The organism is Streptomyces fractus (assembly GCF_049844455.1).
Taxonomy (GTDB): domain Bacteria; phylum Actinomycetota; class Actinomycetes; order Streptomycetales; family Streptomycetaceae; genus Streptomyces; species Streptomyces fractus.
Genome location: NZ_JBMYHI010000002.1, coordinates 575,643 through 602,266, shown reverse-complemented (window position 1 = coordinate 602,266; position 26,624 = coordinate 575,643). Strand labels below are relative to the sequence as shown.

27 protein-coding genes and 2 pseudogenes are annotated in these 26,624 nt (G+C 71.3%); 18 read left to right on the top strand and 11 right to left on the bottom strand.

Features of this window, described 5'->3' with window-relative positions:
* Positions 1-61: 61 nt before the first annotated feature.
* Together ACP4E5_RS04880 and ACP4E5_RS04875 are read left to right on the top strand one after the other, a co-directional pair.
* The gene (locus ACP4E5_RS04880; RefSeq protein ID WP_425825461.1) at positions 62-1,396 is read left to right on the top strand and encodes an MFS transporter; all 1,335 of its coding nucleotides are present in this window, start codon (positions 62-64) and stop codon (positions 1,394-1,396) included.
* Positions 1,393-3,078, top strand: a complete 1,686-nt coding sequence (locus ACP4E5_RS04875) for a thiamine pyrophosphate-dependent enzyme (RefSeq protein ID WP_425825460.1) — start codon at positions 1,393-1,395, stop codon at positions 3,076-3,078. Before ACP4E5_RS04880 ends, ACP4E5_RS04875 begins: the two co-directional genes overlap by 4 nt.
* Before the next feature lie 3 nt (positions 3,079-3,081).
* On the opposite strand, the gene ACP4E5_RS04870 is transcribed toward ACP4E5_RS04875, so the two are convergent.
* On the bottom strand, positions 3,082-3,486 hold the full coding sequence (locus tag ACP4E5_RS04870; protein ID WP_425825459.1) for a GNAT family N-acetyltransferase: 405 nt from the start codon (positions 3,484-3,486) through the stop codon (positions 3,082-3,084).
* Between the two features lie 146 nt (positions 3,487-3,632).
* Here ACP4E5_RS04870 and ACP4E5_RS04865 point away from each other — a divergent pair, with 146 nt between their 5' ends.
* The 4 genes and pseudogenes from ACP4E5_RS04865 to ACP4E5_RS04850 all read left to right on the top strand — a co-directional run bounded on the left by ACP4E5_RS04865 (position 3,633) and on the right by ACP4E5_RS04850 (position 8,870).
* Entirely contained in the window at positions 3,633-4,226 is a 594-nt protein-coding gene (locus ACP4E5_RS04865; RefSeq protein ID WP_425825458.1) for a TetR/AcrR family transcriptional regulator, read from the top strand.
* A gap of 130 nt (positions 4,227-4,356) precedes the next feature.
* Positions 4,357-6,588: pseudogene (locus ACP4E5_RS04860) on the top strand (MMPL family transporter); the annotation flags it as partial.
* Entirely contained in the window at positions 6,589-7,500 is a 912-nt protein-coding gene (locus ACP4E5_RS04855) for an MSCRAMM family protein (RefSeq protein WP_425841089.1), read from the top strand. It begins immediately after the preceding pseudogene.
* Positions 7,501-7,640: 140 nt separating this feature from the next.
* Positions 7,641-8,870, top strand: a complete 1,230-nt coding sequence (locus tag ACP4E5_RS04850; protein WP_425825457.1) for an MFS transporter — start codon at positions 7,641-7,643, stop codon at positions 8,868-8,870.
* Between the two features lie 48 nt (positions 8,871-8,918).
* Here the strand turns inward: ACP4E5_RS04850 and ACP4E5_RS04845 are convergent, their stop codons facing one another.
* Both ACP4E5_RS04845 and ACP4E5_RS04840 read right to left on the bottom strand, forming a co-directional pair.
* Complete coding sequence (locus tag ACP4E5_RS04845; RefSeq protein WP_425825456.1) at positions 8,919-9,848, bottom strand: aldo/keto reductase; 930 nt, start codon at positions 9,846-9,848, stop codon at positions 8,919-8,921.
* 22 nt (positions 9,849-9,870) lie between these two features.
* Positions 9,871-10,380, bottom strand: coding sequence for a cupin domain-containing protein (locus ACP4E5_RS04840; RefSeq protein ID WP_425825455.1), 510 nt, complete (start codon positions 10,378-10,380; stop codon positions 9,871-9,873).
* A 138-nt stretch (positions 10,381-10,518) separates the two neighbouring features.
* On the opposite strand from ACP4E5_RS04840, the gene ACP4E5_RS04835 reads away from it, so the two are divergent.
* The 4 genes and pseudogenes from ACP4E5_RS04835 (at position 10,519) to ssuE (ending at position 13,179) form a co-directional block, all read left to right on the top strand.
* Positions 10,519-10,959: an RrF2 family transcriptional regulator gene (locus tag ACP4E5_RS04835; protein WP_425825454.1), complete on the top strand. Its 441-nt coding sequence runs from the start codon at positions 10,519-10,521 to the stop codon at positions 10,957-10,959.
* 538 nt (positions 10,960-11,497) lie between these two features.
* Positions 11,498-11,766, top strand: a pseudogene (locus tag ACP4E5_RS04830) (LLM class flavin-dependent oxidoreductase); the annotation flags it as partial.
* A complete protein-coding gene (locus ACP4E5_RS04825) occupies positions 11,763-12,539 on the top strand; it encodes an alpha/beta hydrolase (protein ID WP_425825453.1) in 777 nt (258 codons plus the stop codon). The pseudogene ACP4E5_RS04830 and the gene ACP4E5_RS04825, both read left to right, overlap by 4 nt.
* A gap of 82 nt (positions 12,540-12,621) precedes the next feature.
* Complete coding sequence (gene ssuE / locus ACP4E5_RS04820; RefSeq protein WP_425825452.1) at positions 12,622-13,179, top strand: NADPH-dependent FMN reductase; 558 nt, start codon at positions 12,622-12,624, stop codon at positions 13,177-13,179.
* A gap of 3 nt (positions 13,180-13,182) precedes the next feature.
* Here the strand turns inward: ssuE and ACP4E5_RS04815 are convergent, their stop codons facing one another.
* Complete coding sequence (locus tag ACP4E5_RS04815) at positions 13,183-13,575, bottom strand: MerR family transcriptional regulator (protein ID WP_425825451.1); 393 nt, start codon at positions 13,573-13,575, stop codon at positions 13,183-13,185.
* 140 nt (positions 13,576-13,715) lie between these two features.
* On the opposite strand from ACP4E5_RS04815, the gene ACP4E5_RS04810 reads away from it, so the two are divergent.
* Together ACP4E5_RS04810 and ACP4E5_RS04805 are read left to right on the top strand one after the other, a co-directional pair.
* Positions 13,716-14,594: an NADP-dependent oxidoreductase gene (locus ACP4E5_RS04810; RefSeq protein ID WP_425825450.1), complete on the top strand. Its 879-nt coding sequence runs from the start codon at positions 13,716-13,718 to the stop codon at positions 14,592-14,594.
* A gap of 72 nt (positions 14,595-14,666) precedes the next feature.
* Complete coding sequence (locus ACP4E5_RS04805; RefSeq protein WP_425825449.1) at positions 14,667-15,224, top strand: DinB family protein; 558 nt, start codon at positions 14,667-14,669, stop codon at positions 15,222-15,224.
* Positions 15,225-15,235: 11 nt separating this feature from the next.
* Here ACP4E5_RS04805 and ACP4E5_RS04800 read toward each other — a convergent pair whose 3' ends face one another.
* The 6 genes from ACP4E5_RS04800 to ACP4E5_RS04775 are packed head-to-tail and all read right to left on the bottom strand — an operon-like array spanning position 15,236 to position 19,063.
* Entirely contained in the window at positions 15,236-16,066 is an 831-nt protein-coding gene (locus tag ACP4E5_RS04800) for a class I SAM-dependent methyltransferase (RefSeq protein WP_425825448.1), read from the bottom strand.
* Between the two features lie 10 nt (positions 16,067-16,076).
* On the bottom strand, positions 16,077-16,463 hold the full coding sequence (locus ACP4E5_RS04795) for a hypothetical protein (RefSeq protein ID WP_425825447.1): 387 nt from the start codon (positions 16,461-16,463) through the stop codon (positions 16,077-16,079).
* Entirely contained in the window at positions 16,460-17,293 is an 834-nt protein-coding gene (locus tag ACP4E5_RS04790; protein ID WP_425825446.1) for an ABC transporter permease, read from the bottom strand. The genes ACP4E5_RS04795 and ACP4E5_RS04790 overlap by 4 nt, the downstream gene beginning before the upstream one ends.
* Before the next feature lie 11 nt (positions 17,294-17,304).
* Positions 17,305-18,228 carry an ABC transporter ATP-binding protein gene (locus ACP4E5_RS04785; RefSeq protein ID WP_425825445.1) on the bottom strand — a complete coding sequence of 308 codons (924 nt, stop codon included), beginning with the start codon at positions 18,226-18,228 and terminating at the stop codon, positions 17,305-17,307.
* Complete coding sequence (locus ACP4E5_RS04780; protein WP_425825444.1) at positions 18,225-18,554, bottom strand: transcriptional regulator; 330 nt, start codon at positions 18,552-18,554, stop codon at positions 18,225-18,227. The genes ACP4E5_RS04785 and ACP4E5_RS04780 overlap by 4 nt, the downstream gene beginning before the upstream one ends.
* Complete coding sequence (locus tag ACP4E5_RS04775; protein ID WP_425825443.1) at positions 18,551-19,063, bottom strand: hypothetical protein; 513 nt, start codon at positions 19,061-19,063, stop codon at positions 18,551-18,553. The genes ACP4E5_RS04780 and ACP4E5_RS04775 overlap by 4 nt, the downstream gene beginning before the upstream one ends.
* A gap of 152 nt (positions 19,064-19,215) precedes the next feature.
* Between ACP4E5_RS04775 and ACP4E5_RS04770 the strand changes: the two genes are divergently transcribed.
* The 4 genes from ACP4E5_RS04770 to ACP4E5_RS04755 all read left to right on the top strand — a co-directional run bounded on the left by ACP4E5_RS04770 (position 19,216) and on the right by ACP4E5_RS04755 (position 23,348).
* A complete protein-coding gene (locus ACP4E5_RS04770) occupies positions 19,216-19,788 on the top strand; it encodes a helix-turn-helix domain-containing protein (RefSeq protein WP_425825442.1) in 573 nt (190 codons plus the stop codon).
* Between the two features lie 31 nt (positions 19,789-19,819).
* Positions 19,820-21,250, top strand: a complete 1,431-nt coding sequence (locus ACP4E5_RS04765; RefSeq protein WP_425825441.1) for an NAD(P)/FAD-dependent oxidoreductase — start codon at positions 19,820-19,822, stop codon at positions 21,248-21,250.
* Complete coding sequence (locus ACP4E5_RS04760) at positions 21,247-22,749, top strand: peptide MFS transporter (protein ID WP_425825440.1); 1,503 nt, start codon at positions 21,247-21,249, stop codon at positions 22,747-22,749. Before ACP4E5_RS04765 ends, ACP4E5_RS04760 begins: the two co-directional genes overlap by 4 nt.
* A gap of 176 nt (positions 22,750-22,925) precedes the next feature.
* Complete coding sequence (locus tag ACP4E5_RS04755) at positions 22,926-23,348, top strand: hypothetical protein (RefSeq protein ID WP_425825439.1); 423 nt, start codon at positions 22,926-22,928, stop codon at positions 23,346-23,348.
* On the opposite strand, the gene ACP4E5_RS04750 is transcribed toward ACP4E5_RS04755, so the two are convergent.
* Positions 23,320-24,303 (bottom strand): 2-hydroxyacid dehydrogenase, encoded by a 984-nt coding sequence (locus ACP4E5_RS04750; RefSeq protein ID WP_425825438.1) that lies wholly within the window; start codon positions 24,301-24,303, stop codon positions 23,320-23,322. The two genes, ACP4E5_RS04755 and ACP4E5_RS04750, sit on opposite strands and share 29 nt — an antisense overlap.
* Positions 24,304-24,483: 180 nt before the next feature.
* On the opposite strand from ACP4E5_RS04750, the gene ACP4E5_RS04745 reads away from it, so the two are divergent.
* Both ACP4E5_RS04745 and ACP4E5_RS04740 read left to right on the top strand, forming a co-directional pair.
* Positions 24,484-25,800: an MFS transporter gene (locus tag ACP4E5_RS04745; protein ID WP_425825437.1), complete on the top strand. Its 1,317-nt coding sequence runs from the start codon at positions 24,484-24,486 to the stop codon at positions 25,798-25,800.
* Between the two features lie 63 nt (positions 25,801-25,863).
* Positions 25,864-26,616, top strand: coding sequence for an IclR family transcriptional regulator (locus ACP4E5_RS04740; protein WP_425825436.1), 753 nt, complete (start codon positions 25,864-25,866; stop codon positions 26,614-26,616).
* Positions 26,617-26,624 lie beyond the last annotated feature (8 nt).

The window sequence follows — 26,624 nt, the reverse complement described above, 5'->3', positions numbered from 1 at the left end:
CACGCTCCGGTCCCCCTTCCGCTCCGGCCGCCCAGGCCGCCGCCCCTCCCCAGGAGAACGCGTGAGCACGTCGACGAAGCCCCAACCCAAGGACATCAGAAGGCTGTTGTTCGCCGCGTTCAGCGGCACCGCCCTGGAGTGGTACGACTACTTCCTCTACGGCACCGCCGCCGCGCTCGTCTTCAACAAGCTCTTCTTCACCGACCTCAGCGCGGCGGCCGGCACCCTCGCCTCCTTCGGCACGTTCGCCGTCGGCTTCGTGGCCCGCCCCATCGGCGCCGCGATCTTCGGCCACGTCGGCGACCGCTACGGGCGCAAGGTGTCCCTCATCATCACCGTCGTCATGATGGGCGCCACCACCGGCTGCATCGGCCTGCTGCCCTCGTTCGACACCATCGGCATCTGGGCGCCGGTCCTGCTCACCGTCCTCCGCTTCGTCCAGGGCATCTCCGTCGGCGGTGAGTGGTCCGGCGCGATGCTGCTCACGCTCGAACACACCCCGAAGGAGAAGCACGGCAGCTACTCGTCCGTGCCCCAACTCGGTTCACCAGTCGGCACGTTGATGTCCAGCGGCGCCTTCGCCCTCGTCGGCATGCTGCCCGACGACGCCTTCTACTCCTGGGGCTGGCGTCTGCCGTTCCTCGCCGCGTTCCCGCTGCTCGGCTTCGCGCTCTACCTGCGCGTACGCATCGAGGAGTCCCCGGTCTTCCGCGCCATGCAGGACGACGCGGAGCGGAACGGACCGCCGCCCGCGCCGCTCGTCGAAGCCTTCCGCCGCACCTGGGGCCGCATGATCGTCGGCGTCGGGGCCGCGCTCCTCGGCGTCGGCGGCTTCTTCCTCATGACCACGTTCGTCATCAGCTACGGCACCGGCGAACTCGGCATCGACAAACAGACGATGCTCAACGCCACCGTCGTCGGCGCCGTCGTCGAGATCGTCGTCATCATCGCCGGCGGACGCCTCGCCGACCGCATCGGCTCGTGGAAGGTGTGCGCCATCGGGGCAGCCGTCACGATGGTGGCCGCGTTCCCCGCCTTCTGGCTCGTCGACACCAAGCAGACCCCGCTGGTGTACCTCGGCGTCGCGCTCGGCATCGGCGCGCTCTCCATCCCGTACGGCCCCATCGGCGCGGTCGTCGCCTCGCTGTTCCCCGAGGAGTTCCGCTACAGCGCGGTCGCCATGTCGTACAACCTCGCCGGGGTCCTGGGCGGCTTCATCCCGCTCATCGCGGCCTCGGTCACCGGCGCCGCGGGCGGCGCGTCCTGGGGCGCCGCGCTGCTCCTCGTCCTCGTGGCCGCCTGCACCGTCGCCGGGTCCGTCGCGGCCGGCACCGTGCTGCGCCGGCACGGCTCCCTTCCCTCCAGCGACACACTCGACGCAAAGGTTGCAGCATGACCGTGCACCGCCCCGCCCGCACCGGTGGCCAGGTCCTCGTCGACCAACTCCGGGCACACGACGTCGACACCGTCTACGGTGTGCCCGGCGAGAGCTACCTCGCCGTCCTCGACGCCCTGTACGACGCGCCGGTCCGCATGGTGGTGTGCCGCCACGAGGGCGGCGCCGGATACATGGCGGAAGCCTCCGGCAAGCTCACCGGCCGCCCCGGCGTCTGCCTCACGACGCGGGGACCCGGCGCCACCAACGCGCTGGTCGCCCTGCACACCGCCCACCAGGACGCCACTCCGCTGGTCCTCTTCGTCGGCCTGGTGCCGCGCGACCACACCGACCGGCACTCCTTCCAGGAACTGGACCTGCGGGGCACGTTCGGCACCAACGCCAAGCTCGTCGAGACGATCGACGACGCGGCCCGCATACCCGAGTACGTGGCCCGAGCCTTCGCCGTCGCGAGCAGCGGCCGGCCCGGCCCCGTGGTCGTCGGGCTGCCGGAGGACATGCTGACGGACGTCGTCGAGGTCGCCGACGCGAGGCCGCTGCCGGTGCCGCAGGGCGGCGTGTCCGCCGACGAACTGGCCGCGCTGCACGGCCTGTTGGCGGCGTCCGAGCGGCCGGTGGTGCTGCTGGGCGGCAGCCGCTGGACGGACCGGGCGCGCGCCGACGTACGCGCATGGGCCGAGGCCTGGTCGCTGCCCGTCGCCGTCGATTTCCGCTGCCAGGACCTGCTGGACAACGAGGCCGATGTCTACGTGGGAAACCTCGGCTACGGGCGCGCCAAGGCACTCGCCGAGCGGGTGCGCGAGGCGGACCTGCTGGTGAGCGTCGGCGCGGCGCCGGGAGACGTCACGACGGACGGCTACCGGGCGCTGCCCACGGTCGGCGGCGACGCGACGGGCCCGCGCCTGGTGCAGGTGCTCCCCGAGGCGCAGCCCCCGGGCGTCGTCCACCGCGCCGAACTCACCCTCGTCGCCGCCCCCGAGGCCTTCGGCGCCGCGATACGCACCCTGCGCCCCGCCACACCCGTGCCGTGGGCGGAGCACACCAAGCAGGCCAGGGCGGCACACCTGGCCGCCCGCACACCGGAGCCGGACGGCGACCCGCTCGACCTCGGCGCGGTCTTCGCCCACCTCGACAGCCGGCTCACCGAGGACACCATCGTCACGTTCGGCGCGGGCAACCACGCCATCTGGGCGCAGCGCTACCTGACGTACCGCGACGGCATGCGCCAACTCGGCCCGCGCAACGGCTCGATGGGCTACGGCGTGCCCGCAGCCGTGTCGGCCGCCATCGCGCACCCGGACCGCCGCGTCGTCTCCGTCGCGGGCGACGGCTGCTTCCTGATGAACGGCCAGGAGCTCGCCACGGCCGTGGCGGAGGGCGCGGCCCCGCTGATCCTCGTCCTGGACAACGCCCAGTACGGCACGATCCGCGTGCACCAGGAGCGGGAGTATCCCGGCCGGGTGAGCGGCACGGCCCTCGGCAACCCGGACTTCGCCGCGTACGCCCAGGCCTTCGGCGCCCACGGCGAAACGGTCACCACGACCGAGGAGTTCGCCCCGGCCCTGGACCGCGCGCTGACCTGCGGCCGCGCGGCGATCATCCAGCTCAAGGTGACGGAGGGCCGACTGTCCCCCGGAGTCACCGTCGCCTCGCTGCGCGAGAGGGGGCACGCCAAGGGCTGAGCCTCACGGGCGCAGATGGATCAGGCCCGCCTCCGTGGGCCTGAATCCGCACGCCTCGAAGTAGAAGTCGCGGAGTCCGGGCTCGAAGTCGACATGGAGCCACTCGCAGCCCGACTCCCGCGCCCTGACCGCCGCGAGGCGCACGACGGCGGTTCCGATGCCGCGATGCTGGTGTGTGCCCCGTGTCTTGGTGTCGATCAGGAAGGCGTGGTCGCCGCCGTCCCACGCCACGTTCACGAAGCCGACGAGGAGCCCGTCCCCGTCACGGGCCGTCACCCAGCCGAGGCTGTACCCCTGGATCTTGGTCCACCAGCCGGCGACGTCGTGCCCGCCGTGGGACCGGACCAGGTCGACCATCTCCTCGTCGGAGACCGGGTCGCGCCATGCGCAGTCGAACGTTTCACTCATGGGGCTTCACCATTGCACACGGCGTGATCCGAACCACGTACGAAACGGTTTCGTTTCATCGAGGCGGCGGGTTAGTCTGCCGTCGTACGAAACCGTTTCGTTCGGCACAGCCGTGATGTCGGCACAGTCGTGATGGGGAGCAGCGCGTGACCAGGACCGGCGGCACCGTGCGACGCAGACGTATGACGGCGGAGCGCGAGGCCGAGTTGTACGACGCCGTGCTCGGGCTGCTGCGTGAAGTCGGCTACGACGCGCTGACCATGGACGCCGTCGCGACCCGCACCCGGTCCAGCAAGGCCACGCTCTACCGGCAGTGGGGCGGAAAGGCCGCGCTCGTCGTCAAGGCGATGCGGCACCACAAGCCGGTCGACATCGCCGAGATCGACACCGGCACCCTGCGCGGGGACCTCCACACGCTCGCCAACCGGCACGACGACTGCTCGGTCGAGGAGTCGACGGCGCTGATGCGGGGACTCGCCATGGCGATGCACAGTGACCCGGATCTGCTGAGCGCCTTCCGGGAGTTGCTGATCGAACCGGAGCTGGAGGAGCTGGACCAGGTCCTCCAGAGAGCCGTCGCTCGGGGCGAGATCCGCCAGGACAACCCGGCGATGGGCTACACGCTGCACTTGATGGTCGGCGCCATGGCGACCCGCGGCGTGATCGAAGAACGACCGCCCACCCAGGAGTACCTCATCTCATACATCGACGCAGTGGTCCTCCCCGCCCTCTGCGCCTGATCCCCTCACATCCCCCCACACATCCCCCACTACGCAGATCCCCCCTTGCACCTGACGCCACCGCTCACCGTCGTCGGGCCGAAGCATCTTGCCCAGCACCAAAAAACGACCTGACCGGGAGTACGCCCTCGTGGCTCGATTCCTCTACAAAATGGGCCGATTCGCCTTCAGGCGACGGTACTTCGTCGCCCTCTTCTGGGTGGTGGTCCTCGCCGCCGTGGGCGTCGGAGCCTCCCAGGCCCCCACGGCCGCATCCTCCTCCTTCTCCATCCCGGGCACCGAGGCCCAGAAGGCCTTCGACCTGCTGGAACAGCGTTTCCCAGGCGCCAGCGCCGACGGCGCCACCGCGCGCGTCGTGTTCAAGGCGCCGGACGGGGAGAAGATCACCTCCGCCGCCAACCAGGGCGTCGTGCGCGACACGGTCAAGGAACTCGGCGGTGGCTCCGAGGTCCAGAGCGCGACCGACCCGTTCAAGGCCAAGGCCGTCAGCCGCGACGGCACCATCGCCTACGCGCAGGTGTCGTACAAGGTCTCCGGCATGGAGCTGGAGGACTCCTCGCGCGACGCGCTCAAGGACGCGGCGCAGGACGCCCGTGACGAAGGGCTGACCGTCGAGGTCGGCGGCGACGCGCTCCAGACCGTGCCCGAGACCGGCTCGACCGAGGTCATCGGCGTCGTGGTCGCCGCCGTCGTCCTCGTCATCACCCTGGGCTCGCTGATCGCGGCCGGACTGCCGCTGGTCTCCGCGCTGTTCGGCGTCGGCATCGGTGTCTCCGCCATCACCGCGCTCGCCAAGCCGCTGAACCTGGACTCGACGACGTCGACGCTCGCGATGATGATCGGCCTCGCGGTCGGCATCGACTACGCGCTGTTCATCGTGTCCCGGTACCGGGCCGAACTGGCCGAGGGACGCGAGCGGGAAGAAGCCGCGGGGCGGGCCGCGGGTACCGCCGGGTCCGCCGTCGTCTTCGCCGGGCTGACCGTCGTCATCGCCCTCGTCGGCCTCGCCGTCGTGAACATCCCGATGCTCACGAAGATGGGCTTCGCCGCCGCCGGCACCGTCGTCGTCGCGGTCCTTGTCGCCCTGACCCTGATCCCCGCCCTGCTCGGCATCGCCCGCCGCCGCGTGCGCCCCGCCGGCGCCAAGAGCAAGCGGAAGGAACGCAAGGCCCAGCGGAAGGCCGAGGAACAGGGCCACGTCCACGGGGAGCACGCCGAGCCCAAGCCCGCCATGGGCACCCGGTGGGCGCGCGTCGTCGTGAAGCACCCGGTCGTCGTGCTGCTGCTCGGTGTGATCGCCCTGGGCACGGCCGCCGTACCGGCGACGTCCCTCGAACTCGGCCTGCCCGACGACGGTTCGCAGCCCACCAGCACCACGCAGCGCAAGGCGTACGACCTGCTCTCCGAGGGCTTCGGGCCCGGCTTCAACGGGCCGCTGATGGTCGTCGTCGACGCAAAGGGCAGCGATCAGCCGAAGTCCGCCGTCGCCGATGTCACCAAGACCGTCAAGGGACTTGACGACGTGGCCGTGGTGACTCCGGCGACGTTCAACAAGACCGGCGACACCGCGATGCTCAGCGTGATCCCGAAGTCGAAGCCGACGTCCACGGACACCGAGGACCTGGTGCACGACATCCGCCACGCGGGTGACGGCATCAAGGCCGACTCGGGCGCGTCGCTCATGGTCACCGGCTCCACCGCGATGAACATCGACGTGTCGCAGAAGCTCAACGACGCGCTCCTCCCGTACCTCGCGCTCGTCGTCGGCCTCGCCTTCCTGCTCCTGATCGTCGTCTTCCGCTCGATCCTGGTGCCGCTGAAGGCCGCGCTCGGCTTCCTGCTGTCCGTCCTCGCCGCGCTCGGCGCCGTCGTCGCCGTCTTCCAGTGGGGCTGGCTCGCCGACCTCATGGGCGTCGAGGAGACCGGCCCCGTGATGTCGATGATGCCGATCTTCATGGTGGGCGTCGTCTTCGGACTCGCGATGGACTACGAGGTCTTCCTCGTGACGCGGATGCGCGAGGCATACGTTCACGGGGAGACGGCCAAGGAGGCGATCGTCACCGGGTTCCGGTACAGCGCCCGCGTGGTCACGGCGGCCGCGGTCATCATGATGGCCGTGTTCGCGGGCTTCATCGGCTCGACCGAATCCATGATCAAGATGATCGGCTTCGGGCTCGCCGTCGCCGTCTTCTTCGACGCGTTCATCGTGCGCATGGCGATCGTCCCGGCGGTCCTCGCGCTCATCGGACGCGGCGCCTGGTGGCTGCCCAAGTGGCTGGACCGGGCGCTGCCCAACGTCGACGTCGAGGGCGAGGGCCTGCGCGAACTCGACGAGGCCCGCGGGGCGCGGCCCGCCGACGAGGTGCCCGAGGGCGCCGTGCCGCACCCGGCCGAGCCGGAGCGCGAACTCGTGACGGCCTCGGTCGGCGCGCAGGCCGCCGCGCAGCCGCGTAAGCACCTCGTGACCGCGTCCTCTGCGGAGGCCGACGGCGCCCGGTCGTTCACCCCGAACGGCAACGGCATCCTCGGCACCGTCCGCACCGGCGGCGGCGAGGCCGTGACCCGCGCCGCGATCACGCTGATCTCGACCGGCGGCCGGCAGATCAGCCGCTCCGTCACCGACTCCGGCGGCGCCTACAGCCTCGACGTACCCGGCGCGGGAACGTACGTGCTGATCGTCGCGGCCGACGGGCACCAGCCCCAGGCCTCGACGGTCACCGTGGACGGCGAACTCCTCTCCCACGACATCGTGCTCACCGGTACTGGCGGACTCGCGGGACTGGTGCGCGAGGCCGGCGGCCGCCCCGTCCCCGAGGCGCTGGTCGTCGTGACGGACGTCCGTGGCGAGGTCGTGGCCACCGCACGCACCGGACTGCACGGCGACTTCGCCTGCGGTGGCCTGGTGAACGGCCTGTTCACGCTCGCCGTCAACGCGCCGGGCTTCCGGCCCGCGGCGCAGCAGGTGGAGACCGGCGCGCAGGGCGTGACGCGGGTCGAGCTCGTGCTCGGGGTCGGCAAGCGGGTCCAGGGCGTCGTCCGGGCCGGCACGGACGACGGCCCGTTGGCCGACGCGCGGGTCACCCTGGTCGACGCGGCGGGCAATGTGATCGCCACGACGACGACCGGGTCGGACGGCGCGTACGCCTTCACCGACCTGGACGCGGGCGACTACTCCGTCATCGCCACGGGCTACCCGCCGGCCGCGCGGACGCTGCGGGTGGGCGACGCCGAGCCGGGCGATCTCGACATCCGGCTGACGCACCCGGAGGCGTAGAGCCCAGCTGACGCCGCCGGTCGGGGCGGCACCTGCCATGGTCGGCGGGTGCCGCCCCAACTGCTGTGCGGGGATGCCGAATGTGGGAGCGTGACGATGATCCTTCTCCCGATCTCCACACAACAGAGAGCACACCACCGATGGACCTGGACACCCGCCGCAGACGGACCGCACTGTTCCTCTTCTTCCTGATACCCGGCCTGTCGATGTCGTCGTGGGTGACACGCACACCCGACGTACGCGACCAACTCGGCGCCTCCACCGCGCAGATGGGGCTCATCCTCTTCGGGCTCTCGGTCGGCTCGATGACCGGCATCCTGTGCTCCGGCACGCTCGTCGCCCGCTTCGGATCGCGGCCCGTCATGGGCGTGGCGACGCTGCTGATCACCTTCAGCATGGCGGTCATCGGCCTCGGCGCGATGGCGTCCTCCGCGCCCCTCGTCACCGCCGGACTGTGCCTCTTCGGCGCCGGAATGGGCGGGGGAGAGGTCGCCATCAACATCGACGGCGCGGAGGTGGAACGGATCACCGCGCGCACGGTCCTGCCGACGCTGCACGGCTTCTTCAGCCTGGGAACCGTCGTGGGAGCGGCGGTCGGCATCCTGTGCACGGCGGTCCAATTCCCCGTGCAGTGGCACCTGATCGCCGTCGCCGTGGTCACCACCGCCATGTTCGGCTACGCGATCCGGGCCATCCCCACCGGCGTCGGCAAGGCAACGGGCGACTCGCAGCCGCGAAGTTCCGCGGACGGCGCGTCGAAGGCGAAGGTGTGGCGGGACCGGCAGCTGCTGCTCCTCGGCGGGATCATCCTCGCGATGGCGCTCGCCGAGGGCGCAGCGAACGACTGGCTGCCGCTGCTCATGGTCGACGGCCACGACATGGACCCCGCGCTCGGCTCGGCCGTCTACACCGGCTTCGCCGCCGCGATGACCATCGGCCGGTTCGTCGGCGGGTACTTCATCGGCCGGCTCGGCCGCAGGCCCGTCGTGCGGGCCAGCGCGGTGTCGGCGACGCTCGGTATCGCCCTGGTCGTCTTCTCCGACTCAGCGGTCCTCGCCAGCGCGGCCGTGCTGTTCTGGGGGCTCGGCGCCTCGCTCGGCTTCCCCGTCGCGCTCTCGGCAGCCGGTGACTCGGGCGAGAACCCGGCGGCGCGGGTGAGCCTGGTGGCGATGATGGGCTACATCGCGTTCCTCGTCGGACCGCCGTGCCTCGGCTTCCTCGGCGACCACTACGGGCTGCGGACGGCCATGGTGGTCGTGCTCGCGTTCACGACGGTGGCCGTCTTCCTCGCTCCGGCGGTGGGGGCGCGCTCCTCGGCGAAGGTGGCCTCGCAGAGCGACGGCGAGCGCGCCCCGCAGCGCTGCGAGTGAGCGCGCCGGGCCCCGCCCCTGGAGACGGGGCCCGGCGCGACCAGTGGGCTACGGCAGCGTGTGCCCGGCCGCGCGGAACAGGCGGTACCACTCCTCGCGGGTCAGCGGGATGTCCGAGCCCGCAGCGGACTCGGCGACGCGCCCCGGGTTGGTGGTGCCGAGCACGACCTGCATGTCGGCCGGGTGCCGGGTGATCCAGGCGACCGCGATGCCGGTGGGTGTCACCTCGTACTTCGCGGCCAGCTCGTCGAGCGCGGTGTTGAGCTCCGCGTAGTTCTCACGGTCGCCGACGAAGACCCCGTCGAAGAAGCCCTTCTGGAACGGCGACCACGCCTGAAGCGTCATCTTGTTGAGCCGCGAGTAATCGAGCAGCCCGTTGTCACGGCTCACCGACTGGTCGAGCCCCGCCATGTTGGCGGCGACGCCCTGGGCGATCAACGGGGCGTGCGTGATGCTCAGTTGGACCTGGTTGGCGACGAGTGGCTGGCGCACCGCCGACTTGAGCAGCTCGACCTGGCCGGGCGTGTGGTTGGAGACGCCGAAGTTCACGACCTTGCCCGCCGCGTGCAGCTCGTCGAAGGCCGCCGCGACCTCCTCCGGCTCGACGAGGGTGTCGGGGCGGTGCAGCAGGAGCATGTCGAGGTAGTCGGTGCGCAGCGCCGCCAGCGACTCGTCGACGGTCGCCAGGATGTGCTCACGGGAGAAGTCGAAGAAACCGGGCCGGATGCCGACCTTGCTCTGGATGACGATCGACTCGCGCTCCGCGGCGCTCAGCGTGACCGCCTGCCCGAAGCGCTCCTCGCAGGCGTGCCGCGTCGGCCCGTAGATGTCGGCGTGGTCGAAGCTGTTGATCCCGGCGTCGCGGGCACTGTCGTAGAGGGCGCGGACGTCCTTGTCGCCGAGCTCCGCGATGCGCATCAGGCCGAGGACGACGTTGGAGGACGGCGCCTTGGCACCGGGGAAAGAGATCGATTTCATGGAGCCATCCTCGCAGAGCCGGTCAGGACTCGTCAGGATCCGAAAGCGCGTACAGCTTCGGCAGGTTGACCACGATGGCCTCCTGCGTGCTGCGGGCGATGACGACCACGGCCTCGTCGGCCGGGTCGGGGTTCTCCTCGCGGTGCGGCACGTACGGCGGGACGAAGATGTAGTCGCCGGGCGAGGTGCGCAGCCTGACCTCCTGCTCGGCGTCCCCCGAGTCGTCGAGGAACACGAACTCCGGGTGCCCGCTCACCACGTAGATCGCGGTCTCGGACTCGCCGTGGTGGTGGTCGGAGGACGCGGTCGACGGCGCGACATGGGTCTGGCCCATCCACAGCTTCTCGGACCCCACCGTGTTCCCGCTGACGGCGGCGAAGCGCCGCATGCCGCCGCTCTGCGCGGTGTCCCCGTCCAGGGCGTCCGCGCGAACGTGGTGCAGCCGCGAACGCAGGGGAGCGGAAGGGGAGTTCGGGGCGTCGTGGAGATGGGGGTGGAAGCCCTCACCGGGTGTCGTCAACGGCTCGGTCATGGTGGCGACGCTAGAGCGGCGACAGAAAAGATGTCAAGAGGTGTCCATTGGCTCTCACCTGCGGCAATGTTCCCGCAACGTTCGCGGAGAGGGATGCGCGGACCTTGTCCCGCGGCGGTCTTCGGGCATCATGTGGCCATGCATATCTCCGCGAAGGCGGACTACGCCACGCGCGCGCTCCTGGAGCTCGCCCGCGCCCCCGAACGGCCGCTCACGTGCGAGGCCATCGCCGACGCCCAGGGGATTCCGTTCCGGTTCCTCAAATCGGTGGTGGGCGAGCTGCGCAGGGCCGGGCTCGTGCGCAGCCGGCGCGGGTGTGTGGGCGGGTACTGGCTGGGTGTGCCGGCGGACGCCATCACCCTGCTCGATGTCACTCGCGCCGTCGACGGCGAACTGCTCACGCTGCGCGGCGAGCCACTGTCTGGTCTCGGGTACTCCGGTGCCGCGCGAGGGCTGCCGGAGGTGTGGCGGCGGATCGAGACGGACGCGGCGGCCGTGCTGGGCGGGGTGACCGTGGCGTCGCTGCTGGCGGAGGCCGAGGAGACGGTCGACGGGGCGGAGCCCGTCGTCGCCCGGTGAAACGGCCCGCTGTGGTTCAGCCCGAACGAGGTCGAAGAGCATCCGGCGACGCGACGCGACGCCACGACAACTCCCGTGCCCTCGCACCTCGTTGACCAGCATCATCGACCCGTCCCGCGTGATGAGACACAAATTGGTGTCCATTGACAGCCGGGGACGGGGCGCGTCAGGATGTGCAGCATGCTGACGACGCACCCCGGCGTGGTGTGCCGCTACGTGGACCTGCGGCGCACGTGTAGCGCACTCTGTCGCTGACCTTCTCTCCCTCCGCGTAGCTTCCCGCGCGCCTGAGCTTTCTCCCCGGTCCTTCCCGGGAGTCCAGGACGTCCCGGGCGCTGCTTCCTGACGGCCGGCTCTTCGAGCCCTCGTCCGTCATGCCTCCTTCTCCGCGTTCCGCCCTGCCCACCGGTGTGCCCATGCGTACGGAGCGGGATGGCTTGCGTGTGCCTTGTCCTTCGCTCCTTCGCGTTGCCCTCGAAGCGCGGGAGCCGTCGCAGAGAGACCCTCATGTCCGGACGCCCCATGCCCAGAACGCGCCGACGCCCCCTTCCCCGACGTCGCCCACCTCGCCGGGGAGGGCGGCAGGACGGGAGCCGCGAAAGTCATCGAACGCGCCCGGACCGAGAACCTCACGCTCCGTCAAGTCGCGTAGCTGCTCGCCGAGTTCCGCCGTTCGTGGGCGCGCCGGAGACCGTCGCCGACCGGATCGAGGAGTGGGCCGACACCACCCTGCGCGGCCACCTCGGCCTGCCGAACCCGGCCAACCGGCACACCACGGCCACCGCCACCCTTGGAGCCCCGCGATGACCAGCCAGTACACCGACCACCTCGCCCCGGAAGGCCTGCTCACCCGCGGCACCGTCATCGTCGTGCCCGGCCGCGGCGAGACACGTGCCGTGTACGAGCGGTTCGGCAGGCGGCTCGCCGCGGACGCCTACCGGGTGCGGGTCGTGGACAGCCCGGACTTGAGCGGCGACGACCTCGACGCCACCCTCGACACCCTGGCCGAGCGGCTCGCCGAAGCAGCCGACGGCACGGCGTCCGAGGCAGGCGGCGCCGCGGCCTCCCCGGTGGTCCTGGTGGGCGCCGACAGTGGCGCCGCGGCGGTCGCCGCCCTCGTCGCCGACCCGGACCGGGTGCGCCGGCTGCGCGCGGACGGCGTGATCCTGGCGGCGCTGCCGGGCCGGGCGGTCGCCGGCACCGAGGCGTGGGACGAGGAGCTCGACGTCCGCACCGCCTGCCCCACCCACCGTGGCGTGCTCACGGACGACACCCGCGTACGCCGCGGCGAGCTGAACACGCCTGTCCCGGAAGCGGCGTTGGAGCGGGCACACGACAGCGCCGCTGACCTTCCCCAACTGTTCCTGGTCGGTGACGCCGACCCGCTCGCGGACCGCGACGCCCTCGCGCTCACCGCGCAGAAGGCGGCCTCGGCCCGCCTCGCCGTCGTCCGCGGCGCCCACCACGACGTCCTCAACGACAAGCAGCACCGCTCGGTCGCCGCGGAGGTCGTGACGTTCCTCGAAGCGCTGCGCGAAGGCCTGACGCCCGCGGTCACGGTCGTGTCGAGCGCGTGGTGAACGCCGCGGCTCGGCCGCGTCCGTAGCCTCCGAGCCCCCATCCCCCTTCTTTCGCCCCTCACCTCTCACGAAAGGCCCCACTATGGCCACCATCCTCTCCGTGTCCGGCAGCCCCTCCGCCACGTCCCGCACCGCGCGACTCCTGGAACATCTCGACGAACGGCTCCGCGACCAGGGACACGAGGTGACCTCCTTGCAGGTGCGGACCCTGCCGGCCGACGCGCTGTTGGGCGCCGAGTTCGGGCACCCGGCCATCGTCGAGGCCATCGCCCGGTTCGAGCGGGCGGACGGCATCGTCATCGGCACGCCCGTCTACAAGGCCGCCTACTCGGGCCTGTTGAAGTCGCTCCTCGACCTGCTCCCGCAGTACGCCCTGGCCGGGAAGACCGTGCTGCCCCTGGCGACGGGCGGTACCACGGCCCACGTGCTGGCCCTCGACTACGCCCTGCGGCCCGTCCTGAACTCGATGGGCCCGCACCACATCCTGCCGGGCTGGTTCACCCTCGACCGGGACGTCACGGTCGGCGAGAGCGGGGAACTGGTCGTCGCGAAGCCCTCCGCCGAGGCGCTGGCCGAGGTCACGGACCGGTTCTCCGCCGCGCTCGGCGGACGGACGGTGGCACTGGCGAAGGCGGGGTGACCGTCAGCCCGGAGTGAGGGCGTCCCGCGCGCGCTCGGCGACGTCGGCCGGGGCGGCCGCGATGACGTCGTCGAGCGCGGAACGGGAGGACCGCAGGTCGTCGATGGCCCGGGAGATGCGGGCCCGCTCCCTGAGGAGGTCGCCGACGAGGTCGGGGCAGGTCGGCACCAGGCGCTCGTCCTCGTCGCCCAGGCACGGCAGGATCGCGGCGATGGTGGCGGTGGTCAGGCCCGCGGCGAGCAGGCCGCGGATGCGGCGCACGGTCTGCACGTCGGCCTCGCCGTATTCGCGGTAGCCGCTGGGGCGTCGCGCGGGGTGGAGCAGCCGCTGCTCCTCGTAGTAGCGCAGCAGCCGCTCGTGGACGCCCGTCCTGCGGGACAGCTCACCGATCCGCACGTGATCCTCCTCGACACGGCTTGACTCTCACACCGATGTGAGACTTTAGCGTTCCGGGTGTGAGCGGGGGAGGCCGCCCGACGGCGGCGCCTCCTCGGCCACGTGGACCGACTCCGTACCCCTGGAAGGGCCTTCACACCATGCGTGCCATCCGGATCGACCGCCACGGCGGCCCCGACGTCCTGACCATCGACGACATCGCCGAACCCGTCCCCGCCGCCGGCGAGGTCCTCATCCGCACCACCGCGACCAGCCTGAACCCGGTCGACTGGAAGACGCGCGCCCGAGAGGTCGGCCCGCCGCTGCCGGCCACGCTCGGCTGGGACATCTCCGGCCGCGTGGTCGGCGGCGACGACCCTTCGTATCAGGTGGGCGACGAGGTGATCGCGATGTCCGCCCAGATCGCCACGGCCCGCGGCACGTGGGCCGACCTGGTCGCCCTGCCGAGCCACCTGGTCACCGCCGCGCCGACAGGTGTCCCCCTGGCGGACGCGGCCGCCCTGCCGCTGGCCGGAGTGACCGCCCTCCAGGCGCTGCGCAACGCCGGGCTGGCGGCGGGGGAGCGCATCCTGGTCGTCGGGGCCGCCGGGGCGGTCGGCGGCCTGGCCGTCCAGCTGGCCCGCTCGATGGGCGCCCACGCCGACGGCCTGGTGTCCCGCCCCGAACACGAGGCGGCAGCAGTGGAGTTGGGCGCCGAGCACGTCTGGCACCGCGCCGCCGATCTGCCGCGCGGCCACTACTCGGTCGTCCTCGACACCGCGGGCCTCGACGCGTCCACCGCCCTCGCCGCCGCCGGCCGCTACGTATCGGTGTCCGACGAGCCGTTGCCCGACGTACCGGGAGCGCGTAAGAGCTATGTCCAGGAGAGCGCGGACGACCTCGCGAGGATCGCCAAGCTGGTCGACGCCGGGGAGCTTCATGTCCGCATCGCCGCCCGCTACACGCTGAGCGACATCCGGGCAGCCCACGAACGCTTCGAGGCGGGAGGCCTCCTCGGGAAGATCCTGGTCACGTTCTGAACCCTCGCCCAGCAACTCCGTGACCCCAATATCGGTGGCGGTCATGGGCCGCCACCGACCACCATGCCCCTCATGACCGACGAACCCGCGCGCTGGACCCAGGCCACCGTTTACCCGGACATGTGGGCGGACCCCGACGACGACCCGCGCGACAACGAGAGCAGCCCGGACGGTGAACTCGCCACGCTGCAAGACTTCCTGACGAACTATCGGTTGACCCTGCGGTTGAAGTGCGCGGACCTGACGCCGGAACAGCTCGCCCGGCGTTCCGTCCCGCCGTCGACGATGTCGCTGCTCGGACTGGTCCGCCACCTCGCCGAAGTGGAGCGCGACTGGCACAACTGGATCACCGAGGGCGAGCCACTGCCCAGGATGTACGGCAAGAAGGACGCGGACTTCGACGGTGCCACCGCCGACCGGGTCGCCGTGGACCAGGCGTACGCCGACCTGGAACGCGAACAGGCCGCGACCGACGCGGCCTTGGCCGAACACCCGGACCTGAGCGCGCGGATCGGCAGGGAACGGATCGCCGTCCGGGAGCTCATGGTGCACAGGGTCGAGGAGTACGCCCGGCACTGCGGGCACGCAGATCTGCTGCGGGAGTGTGTCGACGGGAGGGTGGGCCAGTAGGGCGCGGGCACTCAGTCGACCGCGGCACGCACCAGATGTCCGTGTCCCAGCGAGTCCGTGACGGTCCTCCCCAGGTAGTGGCCCAGGAGCTCCGCCGCGGAATGGTCCTCGACCGTGGTGAAGCCGCACCCGCTCAGTTCGCTACGCAACTCGTCCGCCGTGAACGACGACAGCCACGGCTCGCCGACGGAGGCGACACGCTCGGCCCGCCGGCTCAGGGACGCGGCCGGCGCGCCGGCCACCGGGTGCAGGTAGTCCATCACGAGTACCGGGCCGTCGCCCTGCCCGGCGATGAACCGCCAGGTGGCGGTGAGCGAGGGGAGTGTCAGATAGACGGCGACGCCGAGCATGAGGAACACGGTCCGGCGGCCGCGGTCGAAACCCGCGGAGGCGAGGCCTTCCGCGAGCGTGGCGGACTCGAAGTCGACCGGGACGAACGTCAGCGTGGACGGCACCGTGATCCCGGCCTCGTCCAGCCTGCGCCGCTTCCAGCGCTGCGTGTCGGGGTGATCGACCTCGAAGAACCGGACATCGGCATGCGTGTTGCGCAGGGCTGATGTGTCGAGCCCCGCCCCGAGGACCACCACCTGCCGGCACCCCGACGCGACCGCCTCGGCGACCGTGTCATCGGCGAAGCGGCTGCGCGCGGCGAGCCACAGCCGCCGCCGGCGCACCAGGTCCGGGTCAAGACCCCGGTCGAACTCGCCCTCGCCCAGGGCGGCTTCGCCCACGACGCGGACGGCGAACGGGTCGGTGAACACCCGCGGTTCGTCCGCCACCTGATGCTGCGCCCTCGCCCGTGCGACCGCCATCGCGGTCCGGCTCGGCTCTCCGGTCTCCATGCCCGCAACCTTAACCGCGGAGATCCTCCTTGACCTGTTTCAGGTGCCGCGCGAAGCTCTCCGGTGCCTCCGCTACGGTTTTCCTGGCGATCCAGGTGCCCAGCCGGCGCTTCTTCTGGGCGACGTTGACGATCGCGTACGAGACCAGCGCGCCCTCCGGGGCGGGAGCCACGCGGAACTCTCCGCGGTACCACCAGTCTCCCTGCATGACCGCGAGCAACTGGTCCCGGTAGACGGCGAAGTGGGTGTGCCCGTCGTCGGGCGCGATCCGCCGCACCAGGTGATCGAACACGTCCGGAGGCGAAGCGGCCACCTCCGCTTTCAGTTCCAGCAGCACGGTGTGGCGCTCCGGCCTCTCCGGCGGCGCGCCCTCGAAGGCCCCTGCGGCATCTGTCATCCCGGCATCGTAGTGACGCGCGCCGTCATGCGGGACCCCGATTCGCGGCGGGCCGCGCGGCGCAGCAGCGGGATCGCGAGGAGGAAGCCGAGGACGGCCCAGGCGGTCAGGACGAGGGCGACCATGGGCAGTTCCCAGGAACCGGCCGGTTCGGCGGCCCGCGCCGCGTCCGGCAGAAGCGCCGAACGCAGTCCCTGCGCCATCCACTTGAGCGGGAAGACGGACGCCACTTGTTGGACCGGAACGGGCAGCACGGTGAGGGGGAACACCGCCCCGGAGGTGACCAGCAGCCCCATCACCGGCAGCATGATCAGGGCCAGTGCCTCGCGCGGGTTGGGCAGCACCGCGCCGATGGCGGCGCCGAGCGGCACGACGGCAAGCAGCCCGAGCGTCGTCACCCACGCCAACGTCAGCCAGCCACGCGGCCCCTGCGGTACAGGACCGTCCGCGAGCAGCGCGGCGGCAGCCAGGAGCAGAGCCAGCGTGGCGACCGAAACGACCACGATCAGTAGGCACTTCGCGACCAGATACGCAGGAATCCCGCCGGGCGTGGCCCGCAGCCGCAGCAGCGCGCCTTCCTCCCGTTCGGTCACGAGGATCTGCGGGAGCGTGACGAGGCCGACCTGGAAGAGGAGATACGCGGCGAAGCCCGCCACCACCAGGTGGGACATCGGCGTCCCGGTGCCCGGGACATCGCTGCTGATGTAGGCGGCGACGACCAGGGCGACGACCACGTTGGTCAGGTGGCCGGACATCTCCTTGCCGTTGCGCACGAGGTGCCGCAGCTCGATGCCGCCGCGCTGGATCCCGGCACGCCAGCTGTTCGTCATGGATGTCTTCCTCACGCGGCCCGCACCTCCCTGTCCTCGTCCGGTTCCGGGCTCGTGTCCGTGCCGTCGGTCGCCAGGTTCACCATGTGCAAATACGTGTCCTCGAGCGTCGGCCGCCGGACCTCCAGGTCGGGGATCGGTCCGGGCGCGTGCCGGTGCAGTTCCCAGACGAGCCGCGAGGGGTCCGCGGTGCGCTCGCGGCGGGGCGTGCCGTCCTCGGCCGTCCAGCGGACCTCGGCGCGGGCGGCGGCCCGGCGTGCCAGTTCCGCAGGAGTGCCGTCGGCCCGGATCCGGCCGCCGACCAGCATGGCGATCCGGTCGGCGAGCCGCTCGGCCTCCGCCAGGTCGTGCGTGGTGAGCAGGACGGTGACGCCCTCGTCGCGGGCGAGCCGCTCGACCAGGGCATGGAACTCGTACCGCGCCTCCGGGTCGAAACCCGTGGTCGGCTCGTCCAGGAAGAGGAGTTCGGGCCGGCCCACGATGCCGAGCGCGACGTCGAGGCGCCGGCGCTGTCCGCCCGACAGTCGGCCAACCTGCCGGCCGGCCTGGTCGGTGAGGCCGACGAGAGCCAGGAGTTCGGCCGGGTCGCGCGGGTCCGGGTAGTACGTGGCGAAGTGCTTCAGCAGCTCGCCGACCCGCCAGCGGCCGTGATCGCGCCAGGACTGAAGGACCAGGCCGATCCGCGCCCGCCACGCGTCGTCGCCGCGCTCGGGGTCCGTGCCGAGCACGCGCACTTGTCCCGCGGAGCGGCGCCGGAAGCCCTCCAGGATCTCGACGGTGGTCGTCTTGCCGGCCCCGTTGGGTCCGAGCAGCGCGAAGACCTCGCCGCGCTGGATGTCCAGGTCGACACCGTGCAGGACGTCGACGTCGCCGTACGTCATCGTGATGTCGCGGGCGTGGACGACGGCTTGTCCGGATGTGCGCTCCGACGTCATCGCTTTGCCCCCGAGGGTGTGCGGACCGCCGGAGCGGCGCCCTCGACGATCGCCCGGAGCGCCGACACATGCCCCTCGAAGGCGGTGCGCCCACGGTCCGTCAGCCGCACTCGGGTGCGCCGATTGCGGCCACCGCCCTCCTTGCGGAGCTCCAGATAGCCCGCCTCTTCCAGGGTGTGCAGCTGCTTGGAGAGCGCGGAGTCGCTGAGCGAGAGGCTGTCGCGGACGAAGGAGAACTCCGCCCATTCCGTGGCGGCGAGCAGCGAAACCACCGAGAGCCGGGTGGCGGGATGGATCAGCTCGTCGAAGCCTGCGGGAACACTCATCGGTCCGCCCCCGCACGCGCGCCCGGCGTACGGAGCTCGTGGCCCCGCGCCGACCGGGCGGCCCAGCGGTTCGTCGGCCCGACGAACAGCACGAACACCGCCGCGGAGACCGTGGCCTGGACCAGGCTGCCGTGCAGCGGGTCCAGCGAATCGACCAGGTGGCCGGAGAGCAGCACCGTCGCGCCGGTCACCACCGCCCCCGCCACGAAGGCGGCGAACATGCGCGGTGTGCACCGGGTGTGGTGCAGGCGCACCCGGCTGCGCCGCTGCTGACGCACGGCGAGGCCGCCCAGCAGCGCGACATACGCCGCCATGACCAGGCCCACGCCCCAGCCGGGCAGGTCAAGGCCCAGTCCCGCGAGGAACAACCACATGATCACGGCCGTGCCCCACGGGCTGCCCGAGCCTGCCGCCGCGGACCGCTCCACCTCGTCGTACACCCGCTCCTGCGGCACACGAATGCGCTGGAGGTCCCTCCATGCCTGTTCGGCATCCACCGGCGTGCTCACGTGTCTCGCCCTCCCGTCCCCGCTTTACTTTCCAAGGGGGAAAGTTACCGCTCTACTTTCCAAGTAGGCAAGTGGACGGTTCGTCAGTAAAGAAAAAATTGATGGCAGCACAACCCATTGTTGTCCGGCCACAGCCTTGTTAGGTTCCGGCCATGGCGAACGATCACTCCGGCCCTCCGGCCGAGGTCGGCGCGCGGCTGCGCCGTCGCAGGAAGGCTCTCCATCTCACCCTGAAAGAAGTGGCCGAGCGGACGGGGCTCACGGAGGGGTACCTCTCGCAGGTCGAGCGCGACCAGGCGAACGCGAGCGTGCGCACGCTTCAACGGCTGTGCGAGGTACTGAAACTGACGGTGGGTGACCTGTTCGACCACGCGGGAAGCGCGGCCGGGCCCGTCCTGCGGTTCCGTGACACGCACGGGATGTCGTTCGGCGAGGGGGCCACGAAGATCAAGCTCACCCCCGGCTCCTTCGACCACCTCGAAGTGCTCCTCGGGCACTTCGCGCCCGGTGGCTCCACCGGCGTCGAGCCCTACACCCACGGCAGTTCCGAGGAGTTGCTGCTCGTCCTGACCGGCGAGGTGGACGTATGGGTGCGCGGCCAGCACCACCGGCTGTCCGCCCTCGACTCCATCCACTACCGCAGCAGCGACCCCCACCGCGTCGCCGAGACCACCGGCACGGACGAGGCCAGGGTCCTGTGGGCGATGGCACCTCCCACCTACTGAACGACGTAGGAAACGTACGAAGGAGTCACCGATGACCGCCTACCGCAACGGCGAGACATCCCACTGGATACAGGCCTCCCGCATCGCGGGCGCCCCGCCTGAACGCAGCCCTCAACTACCCGACGAAACACAAGACTTCGTCATCGTCGGCGGCGGCCTCACCGGCCTGTGGGCCGCCTACCACGCCGTCCTGGAACACCCCACCGCGAAGATCACCGTCCTTGAGGCCGAAGAGGTCGGCTACGGCGCCTCGGGCCGCAACGGCGGCTGGCTCTCCCCGCTCATCCCCGGCAACCGCGCCGTCTACGCGAAGGCCGCACGCGAGCGCGGGCAGGACGGCGCCGCCGCCGTCGCCGCGTTCCAGCGCGCGATGGACGGCGCCGTCGACGACGTCCTCCGCGTCCTCGACGAAGAGGGGATCAAGGCCGACCAGCACCGCGGCGGACACCTGCGCGTCGCCACCACCCCCGCGGCCATGAGGCGCCTCGAACTCACCCACGCCGCCGACCTCGCCAACGGCTACCGCGCCGACGACCTCGAACTCCTCGACGCCGAAGCCGTCAAGAAGCGCATCGCGATCGCCCCCGCACTCGGCGGCCTGCACACCCGCACCACCGCGCGCGTCGACCCGGCCAAGCTCGTCCACGGCCTCGCCGACGTCGTGACCGCCAAGGGCGTACGCATCCTGGAGCACACCCGCGCCACCCGCATCGCACCCGGCGCCGTCACCACACCGCGCGGCACCGTGCGCGCCACCACGATCCTGACGTGCCTGGAGGCGTATTCGGGACAGGTCGACAGCGACGTCCCCGCGCTCGGCGCCCGCGAGGTCATCCCCGTCAACTCCTCGATGATCGTGACCAATCGGCTCCCCGACGACGTGTGGGAGCGGATCGGTTGGGAGGGGCGGGAGTGCCTGGGCGACGCCGCGCACACCTTCGTCTACGCCCAGCGCACCGAGGACGGCCGCATCGCCATCGGCGGCCGAGGCACGCCCTACGCGTTCAACTCCGGCACCCCCGGCGAGGGCCGCGTGGACGCCCGCACGGTACGCACCCTGAGCGAGCGGATCCGACTCTTCTTCCCCGACGTGCCCTTCACCGTCGACCACGCCTGGCGCGGCGCGATCGGCGTGACCCGCGACTGGTGCGCCGGAGTCACCTTCGACCGGGCCACCCGCATCGGCGTGGTCCGTGGCTTCGCCGGACACGGTGTCACGGCCACCCAGCTCGCCGCGCGCACCCTCCTGGACCGCGCCGAGGGACGGGACACCGACCTGACGCGGCTGCCGTGGAACGACCACGACTCCGGCCGCTGGGAACCCGAACCGCTGCGCTGGATCGGCGTCCACGCGATGTACCGGCTGTTCGGCGTCGCCGACCGCTGGGAGGAGAAGCGGCACTCCCACAGCACCTCGCTCATCGCCCGCGTCGGCTCGAGATTGGCAGGACTGAGCGAATGACCGGAACTCCCGTGCCGGGCACGGCACTTCGCGAAGACGACACACATCAGGAACCGGCCGACCCCCGGTCCCTGCGGCGCGGCCTGTGGAGCATGGCCTTCACCGAACTGTGGGAACGCTACTCGTTCTACGGCCTCCAGGGCATCCTCTCCTTCTACCTCCTGTACAAGGTGGCCGACGGCGGCCTCGCCCTCGACCCGGCGGTGTCCTCGGGCATCGTCGGCGCGTACGGCGGCGCCGTGTACCTGTCGCAGATCCTCGGGTCATGGCTGGGGGACCGGCTCGTCAGCCCGCGGAACATGGTGCTGTACGGCGCCGTGGTCATCACCGCCGGACACGTGGTGCTCGCGTTCGCCCCGGGCCTCGGCGGGCTCGCGGCCGGACTGGTGTGCATCGTGCTCGGCACCGGCGCGCTGAAGACGAACATCACCTCGATCGTCGGCTTCGTCCTGGACCAGCACCCCGACGACCGCTACCGCGACGCCGGATTCACGTACTTCTACATGGCCATCAACATCGGCGCGGTGCTCGGCCCGCTCACCACAGGCCTTGCGCAGAACGAGCTCGGCTTCCACTACGGCTTCGGGCTCGCGGCGATCGGCATGGCCGGCGCCCTGGTCCAGTACCTCGTATCGATGAAGCACCTGCCCGCGCGGGCCCACACCGTCAACAACCCGCTCCCGGCGGGCCGTCGGCCGCTGGCCGCACTCGCGGCGATCGGCTTCCTCGCGGTGGTGGGCGGCGCCGTCGGCGGCGGACTGCTGCGGGCGGAGAACCTGTCCACGGTGGTGACCGTGGCCGCCCTGGTGGCCGCGGCCGTCTACTTCCTGACCATGACCACCTCGAAGGCCGTCAGCCGCGACGAGCGCCGCCGCGTCCTCGGCTACCTGCCGCTGTTCCTGGCCTCCGGGATCTACTTCGGGTTCCTCTTCCAGAAGTTCACGGCGATCTCGATCCTCATCACCGAACGCATCGACCTGCACATCGGCGGCTGGACCTTCCCCGTCGCCTGGATCACGACGGTCAGCCCGCTCGCGGCGGTGCTCATCACGCCGCTCGTCGCCCGGCTGTGGACCCGCCTGGGGGACCGCCAGCCCGCACCGGTGACCAAGGTGGCCATCGGCCTGACCCAGATCGGCTGCGCCTACCTGTTCCTGCTCGTGCTCTCCGAGGCCACCGGCAGCGCACAGATCCCGCTGTTCCTCATCCTCGTCTTCATGGCGGCGGCTGGTTCGTCGGAGGTCTTCGTCGGACCCATCGGGCTCTCCCTCGCGACCCGCATCGGACCGCAGGCGTTCCGCTCCCAAATGGTCGGCCTCAACTTCCTGACGCTCGCCCTGGGTTCGTCCCTCGCGGGACTGCTCGGCCAGCTGTTCACCGCGATCGACAACGCCTCGTACTTCACCATCACGGCCGTGTGCGGAATCGGCATCGGCCTCGCGCTGATCGCCACCCGCAGGCCGCTCGGGCGACTGATGAACTCGGGACTGGAGGGCTGACCGGGGCGAGGTCCGCCAGGTAGCTGTGTGTGAGGGGCCTGCCAGTACCTGTCACGGCAGGCCGTGGTGGCACCATGAAGCATCTGGGCAACGAGAGCGGAGGCATGCGTGAGTGACAAGGAGCAGCGGGCCAATGGGAGTTCGGTCTGGAGCCGCTCTCTCTCTACAGCCCCTGGATGATGTCCCTCGGCGTGGCGTCGGCGGTGGTCCTCATCGTGATCGCCGCCGTCAGCCCGCAGGCCCGGAGCGTGAGCCTGACCCTGCTGATCGCCGCGGCCGCGTTCCTCGCCACGGGTGGCATCAGGGTCACCGTGTCACCGCAGGAGGTGGCCGTCGCCTCCGCCCTGTTCCCCTTCCTGCGCCGCCGCATCGCGCTCCGCCGCGTGCGGCGGGCCAGTGCCCGCCGCACGAGCGCCCTGGAGATCGGCGGCTGGGGTTACCGTCTGAAGCCCGGCCTGACCGCGGTCTCGGTCCGCGGCGGCGACGCCCTGTGGCTCGACCTGACCAACGGCAAGAAGTTCGTGATCACCATCGACGACGCGAAGGCCGCCGCCCGCCTGATCGAGGGCTTCACGTCCCCGTCGGCTCCACCGCGTTGACCAGAGGTTCGCCGCTCGCCCAGCGGCGTACCTGCTCGACGATCAGGCGCTCGGCGCGCGGCCGGAACGTCGCCGAGCCGCCGCCCACGTGCGGCGTGATGAGGACACCCGGCAGCGTGCGCAGCGGGTGGTCGCCGGGGAGCGGTTCGGGGGACGTGACATCGAGGGCCGCACGCAGCCGGCCGGTGCGGGTCTCGGCGAGCAGCGCGTCCGGGTCCAGGGTGCGGCCACGGCCGATGTTGACGACGAGCGCGTCGTCGGGGAGCGCGGCGAGCTCGGCCGCGCCGAAGAGGCCCACCGTGGACGGGTTCTCGGGCAGCACCAGCACAGCGATGTCCACCGTCGGCAGCAGCTCCGGCAGGTCGGTGACCGGGTGGACGTCGCTCTCCGGACGGGCGCGGCGGGCCACGCGCACGACGCTCGCCTCGCACGCGAGCAGCCGCCGTTCGAGCGCCGCGCCGATGGACCCGTAGCCCACGATCGCCACCCGCGAGTCCGCCAGCGAGCGCGTGAAGTGCGGCTCCCAGCGGCCCCCGTCCTGATCGCGCACCCAGCGCGGCAGGTCACGCTGCGCGGCCAGGGTCAGCGCGAGGGCGTGCTCCGCGGCGCTCGCGTCGTGCAGCCCGCGCCCGTTGTGCAGAGCCACCCCTTCGGGCAGCAGCGGGCGCAGCTTCTCCACGCCCGCGCTGAGCGACTGCACGGCCCGCAGCCCGGGGAGTTCCGGGAGCAGCTTCGTGGCTCCGGGGGTCGCGTACGGCACCACCCAGTATCCGATCCGGGCGAGCTGCTCCGCGTCGAGGCCGACCGGAGTCACCCCGTCCCACACATGTACGCGCACACCGTCCGGCCAGGGGCCGTGCGCGCGGTCGAGGCCGGTCCAGGGCACCAGCACATCCGGCGCCTCGGAACCGGGCCCGGTCCGGGCGGACATGCGGGTGGATTCATGGCTGGGCATACATGCACCTTTCCTGGCGGCACCGGCCGAAGCGCGGCAAATCGCGGATCCGTCAAGGCTGTTGACCTGGCGACGCGTCGACCCTAACGTCTTTCCGTCTCACAGAACACTTTCCACCCCACGGAAAAGCATCCCCGGGAAGTCTCGGAAGGCCCTCACGGAAAGCAGGAGGTGTGACGGATGACAGCGCCGTCGTCCCGCGCCGCACGCGGCAGCGGATTCTGGTCGTCCACGCGGACCAAGCACATGATCCCGATCGCGTTCGTCACGTACTGGCTCGCGTATCTGGACCGGTCCAACTACTCGATCGGCTCGGCCGGCGGCATGGCCGACGACCTCCACATGTCCAGCGGCATGGACGCGCTGGTCGCCGCCTCCTTCTTCCTCGGCTACTTCTTCTTCCAGATACCCGGCACCATCTACGCCGAGCGCCGCAGCGCCCGCCGCCTCGTCGCGTACTCGACGATCGCCTGGGGGCTGCTCGCCGCCGTCCAAGGGCTGCTGCACAGCCCGACGCTGCTGGTCGTCATGCGTTTCCTGCTCGGTGTGGTCGAGGGCGCGGTCATGCCGTCCATGGTGATGCTGCTCGGCCGCTGGTTCACGCAGCGCGAGCGCGGGCGTGCCAACACCTTCCTGATCCTGGGCAACCCGGTCACCGTGATGTGGCTCTCCGCCGTCTCCGGACTGCTCATCGAGGCCACCAGCTGGCGCGAGATGTTCATCATCGAGGGCGTCCCAGCCGTGCTGTGGGGCCTGCTCTGCCTCAAGATGATCAAGGACCATCCGGCGGAGGCCACGTGGCTGCCCGGGCATGAACGGGCCGAGCTGGAAGCGGAGTTGGCGAAGGAGCCGACCGTCGCCGTGGCCCGCACCGCCGAGTACCGCAAGGTGCTCTCCTCGCGTCCGGTGCTCATCCTGGCCGCCCAGTACTTCTGCTGGTCGATCGGTGTGTACGGGTTCGTGTTCTGGCTGCCCTCGATCATCAAGGAGGCGTCGGGGCAGGGCATCGGTGCCACCGGCCTGCTCTCGGCGGTCCCGTACCTCTTCGCCTCCATCGCGATGCTCGTCAACTCCCAGCTCTCCGACCGCAGCGGCAGGCGCCGCGTGGCGATCTGGCCGTGGCTGGTGGTCGCCGCCCTCACGCTGTACGGCTCCTACCTGGCGCACTCGTCGTTCGCGATGTCGTTCGTGCTCCTGATCGTCGCCGGCCTGTGCCTGTACGCGCCCTACGGGCCGTACTTCGCGCTCGTCGCCGACCAGGCGCCCAAGAACGTCTCCGGGGCGGCCATCGCTCTCGTCAACTCCTTCGGCGCGCTCGGCTCGTTCGTCGGCACATACCTCGTCGGCTGGATCCGCGGCGGCTCCCTGGGTGACATGGGCGCCTTCGCCGTCATGGCGATCGGCACGCTGATCTCGGCCGCGTTGATGGCCTTCGTACGACGGCCCGCGGCGCTCGGGATACCGGCTGCCAAGGTCGGCGAGGAGCACGCCGCGTAAGCTTCGGCAGCGACCAATCAAGCGACTCGGCGACGAAGGCACAGGTGGGGGCGGGCGTGAACCATGGGCGATGACATGCTCGGCCGCGGGCTCAGGCTGCTGACCACGCTCTCCCGGCACCCCGAGGGCCTCGGTGTCAGCGCCGCCGCGCGCGAGGCGCGGCTGCCGGTGAGCAGCGCCCACCGCCTGCTCGCCCGGATGACCGACGAGGGCTTCGTCGTCCACGACTCCACCGCGCGCACCTACGCCCTCGGGCTGCGCGCCCTGGAGCTGGCGCACGGCTTCCACCGGACCCCGGCCGGGTTCAACCATCTCCTCGTCCCCATGCGGAAGTTGGCGGAGCGTACGGGACTCGTCGCCATCGCGGGGATCCTCGACGGCGACCAGGTCCTCCTCGTCCGCTCCGTGCAGGGCAGCCAGCACCTGCAACTGCGCAGCGACGAGGGCACCCGCAACCCCTGGCACGCCACTTCGCTGGGCAAGGCCCTCGTCGCCGCCCGGCCCCGGGCCGACCGGGAGCGGCTGCTCGCGGGCCCCCTTCCGCGCACCGCGCCGAACACCCTCAGCGACCCGGACGAGCTGCGGGCCGAGCTGGACCGGGTCGAGAAGCTCGGCTGGGCGGACGCCGAGGAGGAGAACGAGCGCGGGGTCCGCTCCATCGCGGTGTGCGTCCCCGCCACCGACCCGGACAGCGGGCCGCCGCAGCTCGCCCTCTCCCTCGGCGCCACCGTCGTCCTCACGGGCCGCGAGGAACTCCACGACATGGTTCCGCTGTTGCGGACGGCGGCGCGGGAGGCGGCTGCGTACGGCAGGTGACCGCGCGC

Coding starts and splice junctions, on each gene's coding strand:
- ACP4E5_RS04875 (WP_425825460.1), top strand. CDS start 1,393: ATGACCGTGCACCGCCCCGCCCGCACCGGTGGCCAGGTCCTCGTCGAC.
- ACP4E5_RS04870 (WP_425825459.1), bottom strand. CDS start 3,486: ATGAGTGAAACGTTCGACTGCGCATGGCGCGACCCGGTCTCCGACGAG.
- ACP4E5_RS04850 (WP_425825457.1), top strand. CDS start 7,641: ATGGACCTGGACACCCGCCGCAGACGGACCGCACTGTTCCTCTTCTTC.
- ACP4E5_RS04845 (WP_425825456.1), bottom strand. CDS start 9,848: ATGAAATCGATCTCTTTCCCCGGTGCCAAGGCGCCGTCCTCCAACGTC.
- ACP4E5_RS04840 (WP_425825455.1), bottom strand. CDS start 10,380: ATGACCGAGCCGTTGACGACACCCGGTGAGGGCTTCCACCCCCATCTC.
- ACP4E5_RS04835 (WP_425825454.1), top strand. CDS start 10,519: ATGCATATCTCCGCGAAGGCGGACTACGCCACGCGCGCGCTCCTGGAG.
- ACP4E5_RS04825 (WP_425825453.1), top strand. CDS start 11,763: ATGACCAGCCAGTACACCGACCACCTCGCCCCGGAAGGCCTGCTCACC.
- ssuE (WP_425825452.1), top strand. CDS start 12,622: ATGGCCACCATCCTCTCCGTGTCCGGCAGCCCCTCCGCCACGTCCCGC.
- ACP4E5_RS04810 (WP_425825450.1), top strand. CDS start 13,716: ATGCGTGCCATCCGGATCGACCGCCACGGCGGCCCCGACGTCCTGACC.
- ACP4E5_RS04805 (WP_425825449.1), top strand. CDS start 14,667: ATGACCGACGAACCCGCGCGCTGGACCCAGGCCACCGTTTACCCGGAC.
- ACP4E5_RS04800 (WP_425825448.1), bottom strand. CDS start 16,066: ATGGAGACCGGAGAGCCGAGCCGGACCGCGATGGCGGTCGCACGGGCG.
- ACP4E5_RS04795 (WP_425825447.1), bottom strand. CDS start 16,463: ATGACAGATGCCGCAGGGGCCTTCGAGGGCGCGCCGCCGGAGAGGCCG.
- ACP4E5_RS04790 (WP_425825446.1), bottom strand. CDS start 17,293: ATGACGAACAGCTGGCGTGCCGGGATCCAGCGCGGCGGCATCGAGCTG.
- ACP4E5_RS04785 (WP_425825445.1), bottom strand. CDS start 18,228: ATGACGTCGGAGCGCACATCCGGACAAGCCGTCGTCCACGCCCGCGAC.
- ACP4E5_RS04780 (WP_425825444.1), bottom strand. CDS start 18,554: ATGAGTGTTCCCGCAGGCTTCGACGAGCTGATCCATCCCGCCACCCGG.
- ACP4E5_RS04770 (WP_425825442.1), top strand. CDS start 19,216: ATGGCGAACGATCACTCCGGCCCTCCGGCCGAGGTCGGCGCGCGGCTG.
- ACP4E5_RS04765 (WP_425825441.1), top strand. CDS start 19,820: ATGACCGCCTACCGCAACGGCGAGACATCCCACTGGATACAGGCCTCC.
- ACP4E5_RS04760 (WP_425825440.1), top strand. CDS start 21,247: ATGACCGGAACTCCCGTGCCGGGCACGGCACTTCGCGAAGACGACACA.
- ACP4E5_RS04755 (WP_425825439.1), top strand. CDS start 22,926: ATGATGTCCCTCGGCGTGGCGTCGGCGGTGGTCCTCATCGTGATCGCC.
- ACP4E5_RS04750 (WP_425825438.1), bottom strand. CDS start 24,303: ATGCCCAGCCATGAATCCACCCGCATGTCCGCCCGGACCGGGCCCGGT.
- ACP4E5_RS04745 (WP_425825437.1), top strand. CDS start 24,484: ATGACAGCGCCGTCGTCCCGCGCCGCACGCGGCAGCGGATTCTGGTCG.
- ACP4E5_RS04740 (WP_425825436.1), top strand. CDS start 25,864: ATGGGCGATGACATGCTCGGCCGCGGGCTCAGGCTGCTGACCACGCTC.